Source organism: Chitinophaga sp. S165, from assembly GCF_003182155.1.
Taxonomy (GTDB): domain Bacteria; phylum Bacteroidota; class Bacteroidia; order Chitinophagales; family Chitinophagaceae; genus Chitinophaga.
The window spans coordinates 433,770-458,134 of the sequence record NZ_QGTG01000001.1; the positions used below are offsets into that span (position 1 = coordinate 433,770).

20 protein-coding genes are annotated in these 24,365 nt (G+C 46.7%); 12 read left to right on the top strand and 8 right to left on the bottom strand.

Going from position 1 to position 24,365, the window contains the following annotated elements; genetic code table 11:
• Positions 1–7: 7 nt before the first annotated feature.
• The 4 genes from C7475_RS01605 to metX form a co-directional block, all read right to left on the bottom strand.
• Positions 8–1,084: an efflux RND transporter periplasmic adaptor subunit gene (locus tag C7475_RS01605; protein WP_110050340.1), complete on the bottom strand. Its 1,077-nt coding sequence runs from the start codon at positions 1,082–1,084 to the stop codon at positions 8–10.
• A gap of 11 nt (positions 1,085–1,095) precedes the next feature.
• Positions 1,096–2,394, bottom strand: a complete 1,299-nt coding sequence (locus C7475_RS01610) for a TolC family protein (protein ID WP_110050342.1) — start codon at positions 2,392–2,394, stop codon at positions 1,096–1,098.
• Between the two features lie 143 nt (positions 2,395–2,537).
• Entirely contained in the window at positions 2,538–2,906 is a 369-nt protein-coding gene (locus C7475_RS01615; RefSeq protein WP_146217436.1) for a hypothetical protein, read from the bottom strand.
• 549 nt (positions 2,907–3,455) lie between these two features.
• Positions 3,456–4,472 carry a homoserine O-acetyltransferase gene (gene metX, locus C7475_RS01620; protein ID WP_110050346.1) on the bottom strand — a complete coding sequence of 339 codons (1,017 nt, stop codon included), beginning with the start codon at positions 4,470–4,472 and terminating at the stop codon, positions 3,456–3,458.
• 120 nt (positions 4,473–4,592) lie between these two features.
• Between metX and C7475_RS01625 the strand changes: the two genes are divergently transcribed.
• The 7 genes from C7475_RS01625 to C7475_RS01655 all read left to right on the top strand — a co-directional run bounded on the left by C7475_RS01625 (position 4,593) and on the right by C7475_RS01655 (position 11,829).
• On the top strand, positions 4,593–5,012 hold the full coding sequence (locus tag C7475_RS01625) for an OsmC family protein (RefSeq protein ID WP_110050348.1): 420 nt from the start codon (positions 4,593–4,595) through the stop codon (positions 5,010–5,012).
• A gap of 84 nt (positions 5,013–5,096) precedes the next feature.
• The gene (locus C7475_RS01630; protein WP_110050351.1) at positions 5,097–6,278 is read left to right on the top strand and encodes a PLP-dependent aspartate aminotransferase family protein; all 1,182 of its coding nucleotides are present in this window, start codon (positions 5,097–5,099) and stop codon (positions 6,276–6,278) included.
• Positions 6,279–6,369: 91 nt separating this feature from the next.
• Positions 6,370–6,942 (top strand): hypothetical protein, encoded by a 573-nt coding sequence (locus tag C7475_RS01635; protein WP_110050353.1) that lies wholly within the window; start codon positions 6,370–6,372, stop codon positions 6,940–6,942.
• A 30-nt stretch (positions 6,943–6,972) separates the two neighbouring features.
• Positions 6,973–7,329 (top strand): hypothetical protein, encoded by a 357-nt coding sequence (locus tag C7475_RS01640; protein ID WP_110050355.1) that lies wholly within the window; start codon positions 6,973–6,975, stop codon positions 7,327–7,329.
• 142 nt (positions 7,330–7,471) lie between these two features.
• Positions 7,472–10,021 carry a DUF5686 and carboxypeptidase regulatory-like domain-containing protein gene (locus C7475_RS01645; protein ID WP_110050357.1) on the top strand — a complete coding sequence of 850 codons (2,550 nt, stop codon included), beginning with the start codon at positions 7,472–7,474 and terminating at the stop codon, positions 10,019–10,021.
• Positions 10,022–10,425: 404 nt separating this feature from the next.
• Positions 10,426–10,638 (top strand): hypothetical protein, encoded by a 213-nt coding sequence (locus C7475_RS01650; protein ID WP_146217437.1) that lies wholly within the window; start codon positions 10,426–10,428, stop codon positions 10,636–10,638.
• 156 nt (positions 10,639–10,794) lie between these two features.
• On the top strand, positions 10,795–11,829 hold the full coding sequence (locus C7475_RS01655) for a rhodanese-related sulfurtransferase (protein ID WP_110050369.1): 1,035 nt from the start codon (positions 10,795–10,797) through the stop codon (positions 11,827–11,829).
• A 149-nt stretch (positions 11,830–11,978) separates the two neighbouring features.
• Here C7475_RS01655 and C7475_RS01660 read toward each other — a convergent pair whose 3' ends face one another.
• The 4 genes from C7475_RS01660 to C7475_RS01675 form a co-directional block, all read right to left on the bottom strand.
• On the bottom strand, positions 11,979–12,644 hold the full coding sequence (locus C7475_RS01660; RefSeq protein WP_110050371.1) for an efflux RND transporter periplasmic adaptor subunit: 666 nt from the start codon (positions 12,642–12,644) through the stop codon (positions 11,979–11,981).
• Between the two features lie 97 nt (positions 12,645–12,741).
• A complete protein-coding gene (locus C7475_RS01665) occupies positions 12,742–14,148 on the bottom strand; it encodes a HAMP domain-containing sensor histidine kinase (RefSeq protein WP_110050373.1) in 1,407 nt (468 codons plus the stop codon).
• Positions 14,145–14,831 (bottom strand): response regulator transcription factor, encoded by a 687-nt coding sequence (locus C7475_RS01670; protein ID WP_089836354.1) that lies wholly within the window; start codon positions 14,829–14,831, stop codon positions 14,145–14,147. Before C7475_RS01670 ends, C7475_RS01665 begins: the two co-directional genes overlap by 4 nt.
• Before the next feature lie 242 nt (positions 14,832–15,073).
• A complete protein-coding gene (locus C7475_RS01675; RefSeq protein WP_110050375.1) occupies positions 15,074–17,062 on the bottom strand; it encodes an ABC-F family ATP-binding cassette domain-containing protein in 1,989 nt (662 codons plus the stop codon).
• Positions 17,063–17,176: 114 nt separating this feature from the next.
• On the opposite strand from C7475_RS01675, the gene C7475_RS01680 reads away from it, so the two are divergent.
• The 5 genes from C7475_RS01680 (at position 17,177) to C7475_RS01700 (ending at position 24,329) form a co-directional block, all read left to right on the top strand.
• Positions 17,177–17,740: a DUF3347 domain-containing protein gene (locus C7475_RS01680; RefSeq protein WP_110050377.1), complete on the top strand. Its 564-nt coding sequence runs from the start codon at positions 17,177–17,179 to the stop codon at positions 17,738–17,740.
• A gap of 158 nt (positions 17,741–17,898) precedes the next feature.
• Positions 17,899–19,839, top strand: a complete 1,941-nt coding sequence (gene thrS, locus C7475_RS01685; protein WP_110050379.1) for a threonine--tRNA ligase — start codon at positions 17,899–17,901, stop codon at positions 19,837–19,839.
• Positions 19,840–20,045: 206 nt separating this feature from the next.
• Positions 20,046–20,744, top strand: coding sequence for a translation initiation factor IF-3 (gene infC, locus C7475_RS01690; protein ID WP_199236158.1), 699 nt, complete (start codon positions 20,046–20,048; stop codon positions 20,742–20,744).
• 131 nt (positions 20,745–20,875) lie between these two features.
• Positions 20,876–21,268, top strand: a complete 393-nt coding sequence (locus tag C7475_RS01695) for a response regulator (RefSeq protein ID WP_110050384.1) — start codon at positions 20,876–20,878, stop codon at positions 21,266–21,268.
• Positions 21,269–21,284: 16 nt separating this feature from the next.
• A complete protein-coding gene (locus C7475_RS01700; protein ID WP_110050387.1) occupies positions 21,285–24,329 on the top strand; it encodes an ATP-binding protein in 3,045 nt (1,014 codons plus the stop codon).
• Positions 24,330–24,365 lie beyond the last annotated feature (36 nt).

The window sequence follows — 24,365 nt, forward strand, 5'->3', positions numbered from 1 at the left end:
TGCTTGGCTAGTTAAGGTTAAGGGCATCATAAATAAAAACCTGTGAGCTGGTAACCACCAGTTCTCCTTCCTGCAAACCGGATATAAAAGCACGGTCGTCGATCCTGCGCAACAGGTTGATCTGGCGTATTTCCAGACCTGTTGGTTTCTTTACGATCACATACTGTTTACTGTTGTCCATCACCATTGCTTTGGCTGGAATGCTGAGAACTGCTCCTGTCGGCTTGGCACTCACTTTAACGGTAGCAAACATTTCAGGTTTCAGTTCCCCGTTGGTGTTAGCCATGCTGATACGTACCTGCATGGTACGGTTAGCAGGATCAAGCACATTGTATACCTTGTCTATTTTGCCCTGGTATTCCTTGTCTGGGTTAGACAGCGTTTTAACTTTCACATCATCGCCCAGGCGAATATTTGCAATGTCTGATTCATACACGTTTGCAATGATCCATACGGTCGATAGATCTGCAATGGTGAAGAGACTGTTGCTGTTGTCCTGCCTTACTTCAGAATTGTTGGAAATATTCTTTTCGATCACATAACCGCTGATAGGCGCTTTCAATGTGTAAGCCGCACTGCTGCCACCTGTGATATTAGCTACCTGCCGCGCCCTGTTCAGTTCTGATTGCGCTTTCTTGTATTCTATCTGAGCAGAGAGGTAATCCTGTTGTGTTGCCAGGCCGCCTTCAAAGAGGGATTTCTGTGTTTCCACGCTCTTCTTTGCCATCTCAAGACTCGACTCTGCAATGGATACATCGTTCGTGATACCGGCTACTTCCGAGCTTTGTAATACTGCCAGCACCTGACCTTGTTTTACATAGTCGCCCAGTTCCACCTGCACACTTTTTATCTTACCGCTTACGAGGGCATATACTTTAGATTCCTTGCTTTCATCGGGTTGTATCTTACCATTCAGTTTTATATTTTCTGATGGCTCTTCCATCTTCGCAGCAGCAGTTTCCACATGTTTGAAGAGGCTATCGGAAATAGGAGCGTCGTCTTTTTTAACCTCCGGTTCATGTGAGCCGCAGGCAGAAAGCATACATACAAAAGCAACGGGAAGAAGATATATAAATGGTTTCATGACTGTTTCTGTTATTTATTGAACAAGGTTTTACCGATCGCGAAGTTGAGCGTCTCTATCGCCTGCATCCTCGCATTTTGCAGTTGGTTCAGCTGAAGGATATTTTCTTTATAAGAATCATAGAAATCTGTCAGTTCCAGCAGACTGATATTCTTCTTCATAAAATTATCCGTGATGCTTCGTAACAGTTGCTCGAACTGTCCGCGGAAAGCAGGATCAACGGACTCCAGCATCTTGTCGGTATTGACAGCCTTCACATATGCGGTCTGTACTTCATTCTCTACTGCCTGTGTTTGTTGCTGCACCAGTAGTTTGGTCTGGTCGATACTGAACTTTGCAGCTTTAATATTTCCCTGATTGCGGTTAAAGAAGGGCAGGTCGATACCCATATTCAGGAAGGTCGCATTGTTCACAAAGCTGCCTCGTTTATCGAAGTTGGCGCCCAGTGTAAGATCGGGTACTGCCATCGCTTTCTGCAAGCTGTAATTCTGCTGATTGTATTGAAGGCTGTTCTGCGCAAGCAGGAGGTCTTGTCTGTTGACATACGCGCTATCCACCAGGCTTGCTAAACTGGTTTGCCTTATTTCAGGAATACCTTCAACAGCATTGTCAGGCATATCAGGCACGAACCAGGTATGATTGTTCTGTAGCAACAACTGCAACTCCGCTTCCTGATCGTTCAGCTGATTCTGCATATTGGTGCGCTCGGCCCGGAGACTATACAATAAAGACCGGAGGCGTACCGCATCTTTCAGCGTAACAAGTCCCTTTTGCTGGAGGTCCTTATAAGCAGCGTCCATCTTCTCCAGGGTAGCGATCTGCTCTCCATATGCATTCATAGAACTTTGCAGGTAATAGGCCTGGTAGAAATTACTGCGAAGTGTAAAACGGAGCGTACGCAACAGATCAAAGAACGCATTCTCCGCCATGTCCGCATTAGTACGGGCCAGCTGGACCTGTTTGTTCCTTTTGCCTGCGAGTGAGATCAGTTGTTGTATACCTACCTCATACTGGCCTGTCTGATTGCTGATATCGAAAAACTTTTTCCTGTCAGGATTATAGATATTACCACTGAGGGTAAGATTAGGATTATTGTATAACCTGGCTTGAATGATCTGTGCTTTCGCGATAGATACATTATACTTCTCCGCCAGCAGTTGCAGGTTCCTGTCAAGGAACTGTTTTTCTGCATCCTGGATGGTGAGGTGTAACGTATCCTGTGCATTGGCCGAAATACCGGCGATGAGCAAGAACAAACAGCAGGTAAGGAACCGGTAAAGTGATGCTACATTAAAGTCCTTACTAGGCATATAGAATCGTTTAGAATGATAATGATGTGAAATGAGACATGAAGAGATCAATACTACAGGCACATAAAGGTTTATAGCCAGTCAATGAAGACTGCCATAGGTAGTGGCGTGCAGAGATCTTTTAAATCGGATAGTATGGCAGTTTATGCCTTCGGTGGGGGAATAAGTATATCGTAAGCAACAGTGCTTATTTTCTGTACGAGCGCCCGGGGATAGGCCACTGCCAGATCGGTAACGGATGGTTCTTCCCTGTTGAGGGTAACCTCTTGCGTGTTGGGAACGTAAGTCGTGATGCCTGCACCTGTAAAATAATGTGCAAGGTCGTCGTCTTCGTCTTGGCGTGTCACGTCCGTATTGCCCAGTATTACCTGGTCGATCAGCTCCATGAAGGTGTTGATATCATTGATCTGGCGGCCGGAGGCGTCATATACGTCTCTCTCATCCACTACCGGGATGAACATCGTCGTGTTGATGTGAATAAAGAGTAATATGTATGCAAAAAGCCTGATCATAGTATTTCAGATACAAATATATATTTGGGTAACTGGATAACGTGGTGCCTTAAGGAAGTTTAAGGCCATTTTAATCGGATTTTAACCAGGGGAGGAGGTGCAGATTGATCCGGGCGTTACGCTGTTTAAGTCCGGCGATGCGTCGTATATACGTCGTGTATGAAGCATGTATGCGTCGTGTATAAAGCGTATTCGCAACGATCTTCCTGGGAGATCGTTGCGAATACGTCCTGATCAGGACCATAGGAGGATTATGCAAGGTTCATACAAGGCTTAACTTACGTTCATCTTACGTTCAAAGACGTAGGATGAACGTAAGTTAAGCCTTGTATAAACCTTGTATAATGCTGTTTTATTCCTGGATGGAATGGAGATATGCCGTTATTTGGCGCCTTAGATTAATATATTGTAAATCAGTCAATTGAGGTCTTTAGAATCCGTATTTCCCGCATCTCTTTTCTATTTAACTTTGTGATGTGATCGCAAATGTGAGAATTATCGGCACAAAAAAATCCGCGTTGTAAACGCGTCCAAATAAAGGCATAAGCCTTAACACATCCAGTTCTTCAGGATGTTATTGATCTTCTCAAATTCAATGAGGAACCCGTCATGGCCGTATGTAGAATCTATTTCGTAGTAGGTGGCCTGCGGCATATGTTGTGAGAGGAAAAGCTGTTCTTCCGGCGGACAGAGAATATCGCTGGTAATACCCACGATCAGTGCGGGCTGGGATATGAGTGCAAGCGCACCTGCAAGATCGGTATTCCGGCCACGGGAAATATTGTGGCTGTCCATTGCCTTGCTGAGCAGCCAGTAAGACTGGGCATTGAAGCGCTTCACCAGTTTATCGCCCTGGTATTCGATATAGGAAGACGCACGGAAATGGTCCGTCTTTTCATTGTCAGGATCTGACTGGGTACGTACGAAGGTCTGGTAGTTGCGGTAGGTCAGCATACCGATAGCGCGGGCTGCTTTCAGTCCCTGGGCGCCGGCGGCATAACTATCGTCCTGCCAGGTGCTGTCGGCCTGAATAGCCAGGCGCTGGGCCGTATGGATGGCGATGCTCCAGGCGCTTTCGGAAGCCCCGGTGCAAAGCAGGCTTAAACGCTGAATAACAGCCGGTTCCAGTAATGACCATTCGAGGGCCTGGTATCCGCCCATAGAGCCACCCATGAGCAGCTTAATGGCCTTTATGCCCAGATGCTGACGCAGCAATACATGTGCATTGACCATGTCACGTACAGTAATATGGGGGAAGGAATGGAAATAAGGCTCGCCGGTAACCGGATTGTTGGAAAGAGGGCCGGAGGTGCCATAGCAGGACCCCAGGATGTTGGCGCAGACAATAAAGTCCTTCTCCGGATCTATAGCATGCCCGGGAGCGATGAGCCCCTTCCACCAGTCCATTACATCGGAGTTGGCTGTCAGCGCATGACAGATCCAGACTACGTTGTCGCCGTTACTGTTCAGGGTGCCATACGTATGATATGCAACGTGCAGTTCCGGCAGCACTGCGCCGGATTCTAAGGTAAATGGCTGTTTATGATGGAAGTTATGTGCTGTCAATGCCCCGGAAAAATTTGCGCAAAGCTAAGTTAAAAAATGCTTAATGCATAATGACCGGGAAAGGGGGTATTTGGGATTTGATTTCCGGAGAAGTATCTTTGGAGAATAATTTAGCTCAAAATGAAGATATCACTACACAGACTAGATGATGCGTTCAACATGGAAGCAGTCGATGCGAACGGGCATAAGGTATTAATGGATTCTTCCGTGGAGAATGGAGGAAAGAACAACGGCGTCAGACCCATGCAGATGCTGTTAATGGGACTGGGCGGATGTTCAGCCATTGACGTTGCCATGATCCTGAAAAAGCAACGCCAGGAAATGACCGATTTCCGTATCGAGATAGAAGGAGAGAGAGAGAAAGGCAAAGAACCTTCCATCTGGGAGACAGTGCATGTGATATTCCATATCAGCGGCGATGTAGACCCTGATAAAGCAGCACGCGCTGTAGAACTGTCCATGACCAAATACTGTTCCGTTGCGGAAACCCTGCGCAGAGCAGGCGGAGGCCTCACCTGGGAAACAAGGGTGAACGGGTAATTGCCCGTAACAGCTATCAGGCAGGTGTATGAAAGGACCTGTCTGGCTAATTATTCTAATCATCAATAGAATCAGTATACATCGATGGAGAAAAACCAATACCGGCCGGAGACCAATGCAGTCAGGATCCAGACAGAGAAGACATGGCAAATGGAACACTCCACGCCGCTTTTCCTGACTTCCAGTTTCACATATGACAGTGCGGAAGAAATGCGCGCCACTTTTGCTGACGAAACAGATAATAATATCTATAGCCGTTTCAGCAATCCTAACGTAGATGAATTTGTAGCGAAGGTATGTGCCCTGGAAGGAGCTGAAGCCGGATATGCCACCGCTTCCGGTATGAGCGCGGTATTTGCCAGTTTCATGGCCCTGATGAATGCCGGCGATCACCTGATCTCCGCCAGTTCCATCTTTGGTTCTACCCATACGGTGATCACGAAATTCCTCCCTAAATGGGGTATTCAATACAGCTATTTCGATATCAATAAACCGGAAACCGTTGAAGCGCTGATCAAGCCTAACACAAAGATGATCTTCATCGAAACGCCTTCAAATCCGGGACTGGAAATAATAGATATCAGCCTGCTGGCGAAGATCGCCGACAAGCATAACATCATCCTTAACGTGGACAACTGCTTTGCTACACCGGTATTGCAGCGTCCTATCGCTGATGGCGCACATATCGTGACCCACTCCGCTACCAAATGGATGGATGGACAGGGGCGTGTACTCGGTGGCGTAGTAGTAGGAAGAAAAGATCTGATAAAAGAGATCCACTCTTTCTGCCGCAGCACCGGTCCGGCAATGTCTCCGTTCAATGCATGGGTGTTGAGCAAGAGCTTGGAAACATTACATATCCGCATGGCACGCCACTCAGAAAGTGCATTGGCGCTGGCTAAAGGCCTGGAAGGAAACCCCAGCATCACCTGGGTAAAATACCCGATGCTGGAAAGCCATCCGCAATACGCCATCGCTAAAAAGCAGATGTCCGCAGGCGGAGGTATTGTATGCTTCGAACTGAAAGGCGGCCTTGAAAGAGGTACCCGCTTCCTGGACGCGCTGAAAATGCTGACGCTCACGGCTAACCTGGGAGACAGCAGAAGTATCGCTTCCCATCCTGCCAGCACCACACACGCAAAACTGACTGACGAAGAACGTGCTAAAGTGGGTATCACATCTGGAATGATCCGTATTTCCGTAGGACTGGAAAATGCACAGGACATCCTGGAAGATATCCTTCAGGCACTGGAACAAAGTAAATAATTAGTTTAAATACCGGGAAGCCGTATATGCTTCCCGGTGTTTAAGACGCATGTGAATCATAGTATCTCTATCGTTATCTACCTATATCCTTATGAAACGTATTCTGTCACTACTGACTGTAGTTATCCTTGTTACCAACCAATTCCTGTACGCACAGAAATCCACCGAAAAGCTTGTTGTATTGCCCTTCCGGGTTTTAGCCGCGGAAGTAAAAGACAGTTATGGACAGTTAAAGGCCTATCAACGTGACGAAGGATTAATGTATCAGAAGGCTTTTTATAATGCACTGACGGCCGATGGCCGGCATATCAGCCTGGAAGATGTTGAAGTGACTAATACCCGGTTGAAAGCCGCAGGGATAGATCTGTCGAGGGCATATTTTGTGGATAAAGATGTTCTTTGCAAATTACTGAAAGCAGACGGCGTGATCACGGGAACGATAACAGAGGATTATGCGACTCTGCGACCAACCCGTCCCGGCGATAAGCCACATAAATGGATCACCCTGGAACTTTATGACAGTGTAACCGACGATATACTCTGGAAATTTCAAGATGGGACACTCGCCAACGAAATGCTTGATAAGGATGATGCATCTTCGCTGAACAGGTATCTTGCTAAAAAGATCTATAAGAAGATCAGCCGTTATGTGGAAACATTATGATTCCGCTAATATTTTCTTATCTTCCCATATATGAAATCCGTACCTCGTTTTATCCTCATTGTTGTACTCAGCTTCCTGGGTGGTTATTTCTTCTGGTGGTGGACCGTGGCCGTAGCGGCATTCCTGGTAGCAGTGCTCATCCCACTTCCTCCTTTACGTTCTTTCATGAATGGGTTTATCGCCGTATTCCTGCTATGGCTGGCGCTGGCATTCCTCAAAGACGTACAGAATGATCATATTCTGGCCAACAGGATGAGTGAGCTCATACTTAAAGTGAGGAACCCGATCCTGATAGGGGTGGTGAGTGCATTCATAGGCGGACTGGTAGCTGGTCTCGGCGGATTAACCGGCAGTTATCTCAGGTATAAGAAGAAAACCGTCGCCTGAATAAGCTGATCCATTTGCAACCAACCTGTTAAAATTGAGATAAAAGCGCTGCAGGCTACCGGCGTTCTCCTTGTAAACTGTATATTTATTTGACTAATTCTCCTCTGGAGAGCGGAAACGTTATTACCTATAAATATCGAACATGCTCAGAACGATACTAGCCTTTGTTTTCTCTCTTATCTTCTACCATACCCAGGCCGGTATCATACGTGGCAAAGTGACCAGCGAAAAGAAGGAAGCATTGCCTTTTGCATCTGTGTTTATTAAGGGAACGACCAATGGCACTACTACCAATGCCGCCGGACAATTCCACCTGGATGTTCCCACAGGTGCTTATACGTTAGTGTGCCAGTATATGGGATACAAAAAGGAAGAGAAACAGGTAACGGTGACTACCGCCGACCAGGAGATCAATTTCACACTATCGCCCTTAAGCCTTCAGATAAAAGAAGTCATTGTAAAATCAGGTGGAGAAGACCCTGCCTATGCTATTATCCGTCAGGCTATTAAGAAACGTTCTTTCTATCTTGAACAGGTAAAGGAGTATACCTGCAACGACTATATTAAAGGCATCTTTAAGATGCGGGATATGCCTAACAGTTTCCTCGGACAAAAGATCAAACCCGAAGACGTTGACGAAATGGGGCTCGACTCCAACAGGAGAGGAGTGTTGTTTCTTTCAGAATCTCTCACAAAAGTAGCCGTCAAAAGACCGGATGATGTGAAGGTGGAAGTCTTGTCCGCCCGCCAGAGCGGTGGAGGTTTCGGTTTCAGTTTCCCTGCTTTCATTGACTTTTATGAGAATAATGTAACGGCGATGGTTTCCCAGTTCAATAAACGCGGGTTTATTTCACCTATCGCCGAAAATGCATTGCTTTATTATAAATACAGGCTGGAAGGCGTCTTTCAGGACGACGGTAAAACAGTGAATAAGATCAAGGTCATTCCCCGACGCAAATATGAACCGCTGTTCTCCGGGTACATTTTTATTACTGATGATGATTGGCGTATACACAGCCTCGATATGATGGTTACGCAGGAATATCAGCTGGAGATCATGGATACGCTGCATATCACCCAGATACATGTGCCCGTGAATGCAGCAGTATGGCGTACGAAAGATCAGGTGATCAACCTGACCATCAAACAGTTTGGTTTTAATGTGGAAGGCAGTTTTGTCAATATCTACTCCAACTACGACGTAACGCCTGATCTGCCAAAGAAATACTTCGACCGGACCATCATGCGATATGACACGGCGTTCGACAGGAAACAGCTGGCCTATTGGGATAGTGTACGTCCGGTGCCGCTGGAGCCGGAAGAAGTATCAGATTTTCGCAAGAAAGACAGCATAGCACGCGACAGGAGAGACAGCGCAAAATCTACCTGGAGACTTGATACACTGCGTAGCAGACAGCGGCCCGTCAATCCGCTGAAACTGTTGTACAGCACCGGCGGGGTAGAACATAAATTCTACTTTAAACGGGATACCGGTATTTATTATCATCGCCTGGATATAAAGTCGTTGCTGACGCAGGTTGAATACAATACTGTAGAAGGCGTGTCCCTGAATGTGGAACCTACATTGGCGTTTGATCTGCCGAATAGACAAGCGTTAAGGATCGCACCCCGGATAAGGTACGGCTTTAGCAATACCCATCTGAATGCTTACACGTTCGTGTCATGGGAAAAAGATGCAAAACTGGCAGGCCGGTATGGGTACAATGTGTGGACGATAGGGGGAGGAAAGCGTATTTCCCAGTTTAACAGGGACAATCCCATCACCCCGATAGCCAATATCTTTTACACCTTGTTATTCAAGGATAATTACATGAAGCTGTATGAAAATTGGTTCGGAGAACTGCGTTTCCGGCGCAGGTTCGAAAGCAGCGCCACCATTACAGCGGGCGTCTCCTACGAGGACAGGATACCTGTGGAGAACACCACGGATTACAGCATCCGGAAAGACAGCAGTAAACATTTCCTGCCCAATCACCCGTACGAGCTGGCCGCCATTCCTTTCAACAGGAACCAGGCGCTGGTGCTGAACCTGTCATTTTCCTTCCAGCCCGGACAACGTTTCATAGAGCTGCCCGACAGGAAGGTGGCCATCGGCTCAAAATACCCGGTATTCAGGGTAGGTTATAGCAAGGGCATTCCCGACATAGCCGGCAGCGATGCTGATTTTGACAAATGGAACTTCGAAGTACGGGATAATATCAACCTGAAGCTTTTCGGGGAATTTAAGTACCGTTTTGGGGCAGGCGGTTTCCTCAACAGTTCGCATGTGGACATACCTGATTTCCAGCACTTCAACGGTAACCAGACCTTCTATAATACCCAATACCTCAATAGTTTCCAGCTTGCGCCATACTACCGGTACAGCAATACGGCTTCACTGTATGGGGTAGCTAATGTGGAACATCACTTTAACGGCTTGCTGACCAATAAGATACCTTTGTTCAACCGGTTAAAATGGAACCTGGTAGCGGGCTCAAATGCCTTCTATGTGAACCGTGACAATAATTACATCGAAGTTTTCGCAGGTCTGGAAAATATTCTGAAAGTGATCCGCGTTGATGTAATAGCGGGATATCAGAGTAAAGACGATACCCGCATTGGTGTAAGAGTTGGTTTCGGAGGATTATTCGGCGGCCTCATAAGACCACAACAGGATGAATCCGTCCAATAAAAAAGGGAAAGCCGTACTGACTTTCCCTGTGCTTGCCTAAAATCTTTCTTTTCTTGCTTTGTAGCTTTCTTTGGGATCACGATCGTAGAAGTAAGCTAGTAGACGGTATATCCACAAACCGACAATAAAGTAAAAGATGTAAAGAAAAACTGTACTCATAAATTCACATTTTTGGGTTAATCTGATTTGCTTGTCCTATACCTTTAATTTCAAAAAGAATGCCAGGTCTTAGTATTATTTTATATACGATAATAATCAAATAGTTATAAAGGTTGGGATATGTTTCCGACTGGCTGAACAATTTCCCTATGTTACACGTTGTAGTAATAGTAAACATATTTTGAGCCAGTTTACCTGTGTATCGTATAACACTTTCATGTGAATCTCTAACATAACTATCCCTTATGAAAAGAATTGCAATGATTGCTTTCCTTGTAGGAATCTTAATGGCGACCCTGGCGTATGTGGCCCAGGTGAATGACTGGAACGGTCTGGCGGAGTACCTCACCATCGGATTTGCCGGATATGTATTGATTATCAGCGCCACTGCTTATTATCTCACTACCATTCTTTTCGAATGGTCCAGGGAAACAGAGACCTGGCAGGGAGAACTCTGAGAATTTTAGTACCTTTGCGCCGCCCTGCCAATTTGGAATGATTAGGACATACTTTTAGTCAGGGACTAAAAAGTATCCTTCTCAAACTCAATGCTGGCAAGGCGATAACTGAAATTTTGCTCACAAGGCAAGTGTTCTTAAAATTTCTTTAAGCAAATGGCATTACACAACAGAGTATCCGCCGCTGAACTGAAAGTTCGGCTGGCTGCCGAGACATTCCGGCGCGTCACTACATCATTCTACCAGTACGCTAAGATCGAAGATCCCAACGCTTTCCGTGATGAATTATACCAGCGTTTGTTTGCGCTGGGCGTATTCGGCCGCATCTATGTGGCGCATGAAGGTATCAATGCACAGGTCAGCATTCCCGGGCACAATTTCGAAGCTTTTAAAGAAACGCTGTATTCTTATCCTTTCCTTAATGGTATCCGCCTCAACATTGCGGTGGATGACGATGGTAAGTCCTTCTGGGTACTGAAGATCAAAGTACGCGAAAAGATCGTTGCCGACGGTATTGACGATCCTTCGTTCGACATGGCTAATAAAGGTAAGTACCTGGACGCCAGAGGCTTTAACGAGCTGACCGAAGATCCCGATACCATTGTTGTGGATATGCGTAATCACTACGAATACGAAGTAGGGCATTTTGAGAACGCTATAGAAGTACCTTCTGATACCTTCCGGGAACAGCTTCCTATGGCGGTAGACATGTTGCAGGACAAAAAAGACAAGAACATCGTGATGTATTGCACAGGTGGTATCCGTTGCGAGAAAGCGTCGGCCTACATGCTGCATAAGGGGTTCAAAAATGTCTTCCACCTGGAAGGCGGTATCATTGAATACACTAATAAAGCAAAGTCCCAGGGGCTCCCGCTGAAGTTCAAGGGAAAGAACTTCGTATTTGACGACCGGCTGGGAGAACGTATTACGGACGAAGTGATCGCTAAGTGCCATCAATGTGGCAAACCTTCCGATACACATACCAACTGTAAGAACGATGCCTGTCACCTGCTGTTCATCCAGTGCGATGAATGTGCCGCTCAATATGAGGGTACCTGCAGTCCTGAATGTCAGTCTGTTTTGCATTTGCCTGAAGAGGAGCGCGAGCAGCTGAGAAAGGGAGTGGATAATGGGACTATGTTCTTCAACAAGTCAAAACAACGGTTAAGGCCGCGTTTGGGGGAAAAATAAAAAAACCGCCCCGCGTTGTTTCTTCTGCGGCGGGGCGGAGTAATTGAGCATGTTGAACAGTTCAAACAAATGAAATCACCTGTAAGAGCTGCGCGTTGCATGTCCATTCTATCAACCTATATGCGAACTAAAACCTTATTGATCAGCATTTAATTGTCACTTAACGCTTCGTATATCTGTTGCTGATGTGCAGATATTACGTTCTCACCTACGTTCAGTCCTCTGAGGATATAGATAATATCACCCGTGGTCGTGTACGTTTTCACCTCTCTCACCTGGATGTTGTACTTGTCTTTAAACACCAGTACAAAATTCTTACTATGATCTGCGATCACCGCTGTCTCGGGAATAGCGATCATATCATTCCCGTCATTACAGTGTACGATCACGGCGGTCTTCATTCTGGGTTTCAGCCATGCTTCCGGACTGGTTAGCAGTATGTTAAGATGCCCTGTTGACGAATCTTTTGACGGAGACACGTTCTCGACTTTTCCATAAAACACTTTTTCGGGAAGGCTGTCTGTAATGATCTCTGCTTCATCACCGGTTTGCACATTTAACAGATCAGCCGCAGGCACATCTATCACTACATCTGTGTTGTGGGCCATTTTGTTGTTCCGGACAACTTTCCCCCTCATCTGTAACTCTCTTTGTACAGGTTTCAGGTTCGCCGTGTCTATCCTGATCGTTTTCAACATTGTATCACTCAGCACAAACGTCTTTTTAGTAGCGCCCCCGTCGATCTCAGGATGCTTACATGCCGTCAGGCAAAGACCTGCGACAAATAAGATGAGGAAGAAGAAGCTAAATTTCATGACGTATTTCAGAATTATGGCAAAGCTCCGCAATCCTACTTAAAGGGGGCTTTAAAGGCAATTAAAAACTCATTAAAATATGAAGGGAATGGCCGTTTTATTGATGGCGGTGAGGCAATATCACTGTAAAGGTCGTGCCTTGTCCTTCTACGGACGTTACAGAGATCTGTCCGTTATGCAGTTGGACGATCTTTTTGCAGATGGATAAACCCAGGCCATGGCCGCGTACCTGGTGTGAATTAGAGCCCCGGTAGAAAGGCTCGAAGATCTTCACCTGTTCCTCAACCGGAATTCCTCTGCCGTTATCCTTTACCAGCACCTGTATGCTGTCGGAAGTAAAGTCGATAGTAACGAAAGTCGTATTATCGGTAGAGAATTTCAAAGCATTGTCCAGCAGGTTCAGGAAGAGGATCTTCAGCAGGCTTTCATTGCCTTCGCATATCAGTTCAGTATCATGCTCGGGGACCTTCAGGAAACGGATATCTACCCGTGGGGCTTTCTGTGGTTCTGCTCCCGGTATAGCCGGTGCATGTTTCAGTTTGATGAGGTTACCCATGTCCAGCAGCAGTTCATCTATCCTGACCTCTCCAAAAACAAACTGTTGTTCGTCAAGCCCTGACTGGGCCAGCTGTAGCAGTCCGTTACTAAGGTCTGACAGGTGTTGTGCATCTTCCAGTACAGATGCGAGGATATCCTGGTAAACTTCCTTGCTTCTTTCTTTGGACAACGCCACCTGTAACTGGCTGATAATCGATGCGAGCGGTGTTCTCAGTTCATGAGATGCATTGCTTACAAAACTCTTCTGGAGGTCAAAGGCATTACTCAGACGCTGGAGCATGGTATTGAAGTTGGCCCCTAATTGCGCTATTTCATCCTTGCCTTTGGCGTCGACCGTGCTTCCCTGGAGATTGTTGGCGTTGATGGTCTGCACCTGCCGCACCAGTTTGTCAATAGGCTGAACAAGCCGTTCCGCGAAGAAATACCCTATCACCACCAGCAGAATGACGGCGACAATAATTTCAATGATCAGGATCTGCCGCAGGTTCAGGAGGTTCTGAAAGCCGTATTTATCAAAAGAGGTGACCAGTACGATCACCGATACATTACCTTCAGTATAATATACGCCTACTAATTCTCCGTTGTCATCACGTTCATGACTATACTCGCCATTCTTTTTGATATAGTCAAGCAAATGGCGTGAGGTACGGATGGCCGTATCCTTTATATTGGAGTAAAGCAGGTCGTACGACGGATTATATACGAGAATGGTTTCTTTATATAAGTCCTGGAAAGTGGTCTTATCAAGTTTGCGAAGCAGGTCTACCTTTACGTAATCATCTTCAATGATCACATTGGCGATAGAACGGGCGCGGTATTCCAGGCGTTCCAGGTATTCTGCTTTACGGGACTGCGCAGAGAAATAGTATGCCAGTATAGCAAAAGTATTCAGCAGTACGAATGCTGAAATAGAATAGGAGAGCGCTATTTTATATTTGATCTTCACTCTTCGGCAAGGTAATATCCCATCCCTGTTTTTGTATGGAGCAGCTTATTATCGAAGTCTTTATCTATCTTTTTACGGAGGAAGTTCATATATACTTCTATCACGTTGGTACCGGTATCAAAGTCGATATCCCAAACCTTTTCGGCGATCACCAGTTTGGAGATCACCTTGCCTTTATGCAGGGCCAGGAATTCCAGTAACTGATATTCTTTGGCTGTCAGGGCGATCTTTTTACCGGCGCGGGTCACTTCTTTTTTCTCACGGTCTATTTCAAGATCGCCGATCACGATCTTATATTGTGTATTTTCCTGTACTTCGGAACCGGCACGTTTAAGGAATACCCTGATGCGGGCCATTAGCTCCCTGAAGTCGAACGGTTTAACGAGATAATCATCAGCTCCCAGTTCAAAGGCCTGCATTTTATCGTCCATACCGCCCAGTGCTGTAAGCATAATAATGGGGATAGCGTTATTTTTCCGGCGGATCACTTCACATACTTCGTAGCCGTTGGCGTGGGGCAGGTTCAGGTCGAGGATAACGAGGTCGTAATTATTGCTGGCGCCCAGGCTTTTACCCATTCTACCATCGTAGGCAACATCTACTTCAAAGCCATTCTCTTCCAATCCCTTTTTGACGGTATTAGCTACTTTGATTTCGTCTTCTACTACGAGTATGCGTTGCATATGATATCTCTGTTAGTTCGCGATATTGAAGGTACGAGTTCTATACCTATTTGCAGTTGTTCTATTCCGGGCAGTTGTTGTTCTGCCGTAGTTCCTGCCATACTATTCAGATCAATAGCCGGTTTAAGCCGGTCAGGCGGTCTGGCAGACCATCTGCTTATCTTATCAAGCGGAAAAAGGTGTTGCAAATAAAACGAGGCATAAACCGCTTACCGGTCATATGCCTCGTTAATGATTTACAATCAGCCTTCAAGTTCCATCAGTTTCTCGAACGCTTTCTCATATTCCTCATTCACCTGCTTCAGCTCCTTGCCCAGTTGCGCATATTCAGATTCGAGTTGCTGGAAGCGTTTCTTGTCTGAATAGGTTTCCGGATCATTCATGGAGGTTTCCAACGCAGCCTTCTTTTCATTGAGACGGGCCAGTTGTTCCTCCAGTTGCTGGAACTGACGCTTGTGCTTCTGTAGTTCCTTCTGTTTGTCCTTGTCTATAGGAGCGTTCTTCTGCTGATTGTTCTTGTTGCTGTTATTACTATTATTATTGTTGCTATTAGCTGAGCGCTCTGTCTTTACTTCTTTTTTTTTTGAATCATCAGAGGCTTTGTCGGCAGACGCGAGTAGTTTAGCGTTTTCTGCCTGACGCTTTTTATACTCTTCCCATTCAGCATAGGTGCCTTTGAATTCCTTGATCTCACCGTCTACGATCTCCCAGATCTTGTTGGCAGTCTGGCTCACGAAGTAACGGTCGTGGGATACGAGTACATAGGTGCCATCGTATTGAGCCAGGGCATCGATCAGCATTTGTACGGAGTTCATATCCAGGTGGTTCGTCGGCTCGTCAAGCAGCAGGAAGTTAGCCTGGCTGATGATGGTTTTGGCCAGTGCAACGCGGGCCTTTTCACCTCCGGACAGGATCTTGATCCTTTTATATACATCGTCTCCGGTGAAGAGGAAACAACCGAGCAGGGAGCGGAGCTCCACTTCAGAACGGCCGCTGCCGAAGTTCTTCAGTTCATCCAGGATCTCGCTGTTGAGGTCCAGGCTTTCCAGCTGATGCTGGGCATAGAAGCTGGGAACGACGTTATGTCCGCCGATACGTTCACCTTCCATCGGCTCTGTACCTGCAATAACGCGGAGCAGGGTGGATTTACCCTTACCATTGGCCCCGATCAGGGCTATCTTGTCTCCACGGTTGATCTCGGCACTGGCATTCTCGAGGATGGTCAGGTTGCCGAAACGTTTGGTGACGTTATTTAAAGTGGTAATGATCTTACCGGGTACTTTATCAGGAGTGAAGTTGATACGGATCTTGGAAGGACCACCGTCTACCTGTTCTACTCTTTCCAGTTTTTCCAGGCGTTTGGCAATACTTTGCGCCTGGGCCGCTTTGGAGGCTTTGGCTTTAAAGCGCTCAATAAAACGTTCCTGCTGGCGGATGTAGTCCTGTTGGTTTTCGTAGGCGCTCTGCTGCATTTCACGGCGCAGTTCCTTTTCTACTTCGTAATCTTCATAGTTACCCGCATAGTGGTGTAACTGCTGTTGATATAGCTCTACTATTTTGTTGACCATCCTGTCCAGGAAATAACGGTCGTGCGATACGATGATCACAGCCCCGTTATAGCTCTGAAGGTATTTCTCGAGCCATTCGATGGAAGGGAGGTCAAGGTGGTTCGTCGGTTCATCGAGCATAAGCACATCCGGCTGCTGCAGGATCAGTTTAGCCAGCAGCACACGCATACGCCAGCCTCCGGAGAACTGGCTGTAGGGACGTTCCAGGTCAGCTGTGGAGAAGCCGAGACCTTCCAGCACCTGGGCGGTCTTATGCCGCATATTATAACCGTCGAGGACTTCAAACTCATGGAGTTTGTCGGCATATTCCATCAGGATGGCTTCGCTCTCGTTGGTTTCCAGTTCTTTTGTGATGCGTTCCAGTTCCTTTTCCAGACGAAGGGCTTCTCCGAAAGCGGTCATACCCACGCTCAGGATAGATTCGTTAGATTCGAAACTTAGCAGGTCCTGGTTAAAGAACCCGAGGGAAAGATTTTTGATCTTGTTTACACTTCCTTTAGAAACAGTGTACTCACCGTTGATCACGCGTAAAATGGTGGATTTACCGGTACCATTCATCCCGATCAGACCTACACGGTCGCCCGGTACAATATGCCAGGAGGCGTTTTCTACGATAGCCCTGGCACCAAACTCGAAAGTTACATCCTGTAGTGCGATTAGCATTGCTAAATTTAATTGAGAGGTGCAAAGGTAGTGCTTTTCGGGGAGAGTCCATAGTCTGGTGAGTAGTTCTATCGACTGTTTCAATTATCTTTGACGTTAAAAGCAAAATAAAACATGAGGTTCGCTATATTTCTGGTTATCACCGCGTTCTTTGCCTGTAATGAGGCCGCGAAACATCCCGCAGCATCCGGATCGGAAAGTGGTCCGCTGATAGCGCCCTACGCTGCTGTGTTCTATGATTCCCTGCAGGTGACCATGGACGCTTATTATGACCTGACGGACGGTCTATCCCAGGGTAATATCACGTATGCGGACAAGTGGGCGGCTATCCTGAAGCAGCATATCGACAGTCTTCCGCTGAAGGCGTTGCAGATAGATTCCACAAAGCTGGGCGCTATCGGTATGGCAACCGGGAGTATCAGTGCGGAGCTGACCGGCATTTTGGGAGAAAAGGGCCTGGAAGAAAAGCGGGCAGGTTTTGAGGCAGTTTCCGATATGTTGTACGATATTGTTCAGAGCACGGGACTGAAAGGTAAGACCATCTACCGGCAGTATTGTCCAATGGCTTTCAATGACAGGGGAGCGTACTGGCTGAGCAAAAGCAATAAGCCGCAGAATCCTTATTTCGGTAACGGAATGCTGGGTTGTGTGGAGGTTACAGACAGTTTACGGTATTAAAGATGCCATATGAGGTAAGAATGCAGTGAAGGCCATTACATTTGATATACTAAAATGCCGTCATTTTTCTTAACTTCGCAAGCCGATTTTATTGGCTATTTAAAATCAATACAAAAAGCAAAACAGCAAATAGCTGTAGAAATAACAGCTCAAATCGTATGATCAACATTACACTACCGGATGGCGCAGTTCGTCAGTATGAAGCAGGAGTAACTGCAATGGATGTTGCCAAATCCATCAGCGAAGGATTGGCACGTAAAGTTTTGGCCGCAAAATTCAATGGTCAGGTGACGGATGCGTCCCGGCCAATTACAACGGATGGCACGCTGCAGTTGCTGACATGGACAGATACTGACGGTAAGGCTACCATGTGGCACTCTTCCGCCCACCTCATGGCGGAGGCGCTGGAGGAACTTTATCCGGGGGTGAAGTTTGGTATCGGGCCCGCTATTGAGAACGGGTTCTACTACGATATTGACCTGGGAGGACGCAGCATCTCTGACGAGGACCTGCAGAAGATAGGCGATAAGATGGCTGAACTGGCAAAAAAGAACAGCAGCTACGAACGCCGCGAAGTAAGCAAAGCCGAAGCAGAGAAATATTTCACCGAAAAGAACGATGAGTACAAGCTGGAACTGATCAGGGACCTGCAGGATGGTACCATCTCTTTCTATACACAGGGTAACTTTACAGACCTTTGCCGCGGACCACACATTCCCAGCACCGGTTTTATCAAGGCTATCAAGCTGACCAACATTGCCGGCGCATACTGGCGGGGTAATGAGAAGAACAAAATGCTAACCCGTATCTACGGAATCACTTTCCCTACCCAGAAAGAGCTGGATGAATACCTGCACCTGGTAGAGGAAGCTAAAAAACGTGACCACCGTAAGCTGGGGAAGGAACTGGAACTATTTACCTTCTCAGAAAAAGTAGGACTGGGTTTACCTTTATGGCTGCCGAAAGGCGCTATGCTGCGTGAGCGTTTGCAGAACTTCCTGCAGAAAGCCCAGATAGAAAGCGGTTACATGCCGGTTGTGACACCCCATATCGGTAGTAAGAACCTGTACGTTACCTCCGGTCACTACGAGAAATATGGCAAAGACAGCTTCCAGCCTATCCATACGCCGGAAGAAGGTGAGGAATTCATGCTGAAACCCATGAACTGTCCGCACCACTGTGAGATCTATAAATCCAGCCCGAAAAGCTACAAGGACCTGCCGGTACGTTTTGCTGAATTCGGAACTGTTTACCGCTACGAGCAACATGGAGAACTGCATGGTCTGACCCGTGTACGTGGCTTTACTCAGGACGATGCGCATCTTTTCTGCCGTCCTGACCAGGTGAAGGCGGAGTTTATCAAAGTGATAGACCTGGTATTGTACGTGTTCAACAGCCTGAATTTTACTGACTATACAGCTCAGATCTCCCTGCGCGATCAGGAAGACAGGGCTAAATATATCGGATCGGACGAAAACTGGAACCTGGCGGAACAGGCTATTATCGAATCAGCAGCCGAAAAAGGCCTGAAAACGGTAGTGGAGTATGGTGAAGCTGCGTTCTATGGACCGAAGCTCGACTTCATGGTTAAAGACGCCCTGGGCCGTAAATGGCAGCTGGGAACTATCCAGGTGGACTACAACCTGCCAGAGCGTTTTGAACTGGAATATGTAGGTGCCGATAACCAGAAACACCGCCCGGTAATGATCCACCGTGCGCCGTTCGGTTCACTGGAGCGTTTCATCGCGGTACTGATAGAGCACTGCGGAGGTAAATTCCCGCTGTGGCTGACACCTACCCAGGTGAAGATCCTGCCAATCAGTGACAAGAACCAGGCTTATGCAGAAAAAGTAGCAGAATTGTTAAAAAATGCGGAAATTCGCGCAGAAATAGATGACCGCAACGAGAAAATAGGGAAAAAGATCAGGGAAACCGAACTTGCCAAAATTCCTTATATGCTCGTATTAGGTGAGAAGGAAACTGCTGAAAGCAAGGTCGCGGTACGTAGACAAGCTAAAGGCGACCTCGGAGCAATGGACCTTGAACAGTTCATCGCACTCGTAAAAGAGGAAGTACTCAGCAGGAAACCATTCGAATAAGTCATTTCACAAACAAAAGATCATAAAATATATTTTTAACTAATTGAACTTTTGTATTTTCGGGTACGTTAATTGCTTTTATAGTCCACAGATACAAACGAGCGTCCAGAGATCAAATCATCCCGACGGACGATTGATTGTAAGACATTGTTCATGGACTATGGACGACTACTGACAATTATTAATTAGTAACTTTATTTTTTTTAATGCCACAAGGACCCAGACCAAGTTTTAACAGCAGTAACAACAGGGGTAGAAACCCCAATTTTAGAAGAGAACAGCAACAGGAACACCGTACCAACAGAATGATACGTGTGCCTGAAGTACGATTGGTAGGCGAGAACATTGAGGTTGGCGTTTACCGCACAGAAGAAGCCCTGCGCATGGCGGAAGAGCAGGGACTGGATCTTGTAGAGATTTCCCCAAATGCCGTACCTCCGGTATGCCGCATCATCGACTATAATAAGTTCCTTTACGAGAAGAAGAAAAAGGAAAAAGAGATGAAGGCGAAAGCTCACAAGAGCGAGGTAAAGGAAATCCGATTTACGCCAAATACAGACGATCACGACTTTGACTTCAAGGCAAAACATGCTGAGAAATTCCTCAAAGACGGTAATAAAGTTAAAACATACGTACAGTTCAAGGGCCGTGCTATCATGTTCAAGGAACGTGGAGAACTGATCCTGCTGAAGTTCGCTGAAAGGCTGGCTGAAGTAGGCGCCCTGGAAGGTATGCCGACCATGGAAGGTAAACGTATGATCGCTATTTTCGCACCTAAGAGCGCGAAAAAGAAGATGGATACGAAAGAACAGAAAGAAGAACGTGTGCAACAACAGGCAAGAGAGCCGCGTGAGCCACGTCCGGCTGCTGCGCCTTCAGAAGGTAAGCCTGAACAACAGGCATAAGCCAGATAAGCTTTATTTACTTGGTGCAATTATATCAAATGAACCCGGAGCCATGCGTTCCGGGTTTTTTCGTTACTAACTGAGCTCCTGTGTAATCCGATAATGTGTATATTGGGTAAGTTTTGACACATATGCAGGAAAAAATTATTTGCTTTCTTATTGACGATGATGGCGACGACCAGGAAATCTTTTCCATGGCGCTCAATACGATAGATGAAAATATAGGCTTTGTAACCGCTAATGATGGCATTGAAGCACTTGACAAGCTGCATATAGACAATGCCTTCACTCCACATTTCATTTTCCTCGATCTCAATATGGTACGCATGAGCGGCAGGGAGTGTCTCCGGGAACTCAAAAAGATCCCCCGCCTGAATAATATACCGGTTATTATATATTCCACTTCTTCAGAGCAGAAAGACATCACCGAAACGATAATGCTAGGCGCTGCAGACTATATCGTTAAACCTCCCAGCATTTCTCTCCTTACAAAGAGATTGGAGCAAGTTTTGAGAAGAGATTAATGACGATTCAGCAATTATGGAACTAACAAAGACTGTAGCCCCTGAATTTCTCGCCGGAGGCGGCGAAATGGGGGAACGTATACGCTCCAGGGACTGGTCAAAAACGCCGTTGGGTCCAGTAGAAAACTGGCCACAAAGCCTGAAAACCTGTGTCCGCATCATTCTGACCTCCCGGCAACCTATGTTTGTGTGGTGGGGAAGTGATCTTATTAACCTGTACAATGACGCATATAAAAGCATTGTAGGCGGAAAACATCCTGAAGCACTTGGGATGCCCGCCAGTGAGGTATGGAAGGAAATATGGGACGAGGCAGGGCCACGGGCAGCTACTGCCATGGAGCGGAACGAGGGAACTTACGATGAGTCACTCTTGCTCATCATGGAACGTAACGGATATCCGGAGGAAACCTACTACACTTTTTCCTATAGTCCCGTTCCTGGTGATGAAGGCGGCACCAACGGCATCATCTGCGCCAATACAGACGATACTGAGCGTATTATAGGGGAAAGACAGCTTATGACGCTGAAAGACCTGGGTAAAAACCTGCCTGACAGCCTCAGTGACGATGAAATATTCAGAAAGACCATCTCCATTCTGAAGGAGAATCAGCACGACTTTCCTTTTGCCTGCATTTACAAAGCCGACTTAAAAACCGGTATCCTGGAAATGACGGCCAAAACGGACGACTCTCTTTCAGGCGCCATCCTGCCAGATACGCTGGAAGTCGCGTCATCCCTGGCCAGGGAGTGGAAGTTTGAGGAAGCTATCCAAACAAACAAAGCGGTGCTTCTCAGCGGGTTAAAGAGCCGGTATGGCCAACTGCCTTCAGGTAATTGGAGAATCAGTCCTGACCAGGCATTAGTAATACCGATTGTACAAAGCGGACAGATATGCCCCTTTGCATTGCTCATCGTCGGACTAAGCCCATACCGTCAGCTAGATGAAAAGTACCGTAGTTTCTTCCAGTTGGTTGCCGACCAGATAGCCAGCGGTATTGTAAACGTCCGTACGGTTGAGGAAGCCCGAAAAAAAGCAGCGGCACTAATGGAAATAGACCGGGCCAAAACGGTCTTTTTCAGTAATATCAGCCATGAGTTCAGAACACCTCTTACGCTCATGCTCGGCCCTCTGGAAGAGCTGTTGTCGCAAAATGAGGGTACGTTTACTCCAGACCAGGAGGCGCATATCATGGCAACGCATCGTAATGCCCTCCGCCTTTTACGCCTGGTGAACACACTGCTGGACTTTAGCCGTATAGAGGCCGATAAGGTACGCGCACAATACTTCCCGGTCGATCTTACCGAACTTACCGAAGACATTGCGAGCACCTTCAGGGCGGCAATGGAACACGCGGAGCTGCACTTTACTGTTGATTGCCGTTCACTGACAATGCCGGCTTATGTAGACAGGGAAATGTGGGAAAAGATCATTCTCAATCTGTTATCTAACGCATTTAAATATACGCTGCGAGGTAGCATAACCGTCTCCCTGAAACAGGAGAACGACCATGCCGTACTACGGGTTGAAGATACCGGCGTTGGCATTCCTGCAGAAGAGATGCCGCACATGTTCGAACGGTTCCATCGTATTAAACATACCAGGGGGCGAACGTATGAAGGAACTGGCATAGGGCTCTCACTAGTGAAAGAGCTGGTACAACTGCATCATGGAGAGATCAGTGTAGCAAGTGAAGAAGGTATTGGCAGCGCTTTCACGGTCAGGCTTCCTTTGGGTAGCGCTCATCTGCCTGAAGATCAGATAATGGAGAAGAGCATTGATAATCATGCGTCAGGACTGAGTGATGCATATGTTACTGAAGCACTTCACCTGGGGCGCGATAACGGGACCGTTATGAACGACCATGTGCCGGCCGGAGAAGAAAAGGCGCGTTTGCTTGTTGTAGACGACAACGCTGATATGAGAGATTATCTCCAACGCCTGCTTGAAAAACAATATTCAGTTGATACTGCTGCCAATGGTAAAGAAGCGCTGGATAAGATAAACGCCAATCTGCCGGAACTTGTGATCAGTGATATTATGATGCCTGAAATGGATGGGATCCAACTGTTGCAGCATATTAAGCATGAACCATTAACTAATTCATTGCCAGTCATCCTGGTGTCTGCAAGGGCAGGGGAGGAAGCTAAAATTGAAGGGTATGATATCGGTGCTGACGACTATCTGACCAAGCCTTTTTCCGCAAAGGAATTGCTGGCAAGAGTGCGGGCGCAGGTCAGGATCTCCAGGCTGCATCGCCATGCCATAGACATCCTGCAACACAGTGCGGAGGAATTGGAAAAGAAAGTGGAGGAGCGTACAGCGGAATTGCTACGCAAGAATTCTGAACTGGAACAGTTTGCCTATATTGCCAGTCATGATCTGCAGGAACCGTTGCGGAAGATCAGAACATTTTCGGACCTCTTGCAGAAAAGCCTGAAGGATGGAGCGCCGGTGAATAACTATTTCGACAAGATCCAGTCTTCTGCGGTGCGTATGACGCAACTGATCAACGACGTACTGAATTATTCACGCCTGTCCAACAGGGATGAGCAGTTTACAGACATAGATCTCAACACTATCCTACAGCAGGTAAAAGGTGATTTCGACCTGCTTATAGAGCAGAAGCAGGCAGTAATTAAAGACAATTGCCTGCCTGTTGTAAAGGGTATTCCATTGCAGCTGCAACAACTGTTTATTAATCTGATAGGTAACTCACTAAAGTTCTCTGATAAACAGCCGCTTATCACTATCAGGGGAGTCCTGGTAACGGGAACTGAAAGAGCATTATATCCTGAATTGCGGGATGATATTCCCTATGTCAAACTGGAATTTGCGGACAATGGAATAGGCTTTGAACAGCAATTTTCGGAAAAGATCTTTACCATCTTCCAGCGCTTGAATGAAAGGAGATTGTATGATGGTACGGGTATCGGGCTGGCGCTGTGTAAGAAGATCGTGGAAAATCACCATGGCGTGATCAGGGCTGTAGGGAAACCAAATGAAGGAGCGACCTTCATCGTTATATTACCTGGTAAGATCAAAGAAGAGGAACTATCATGAACATCACGATAGTTCCTCTTCCTGATCTTTATAGCG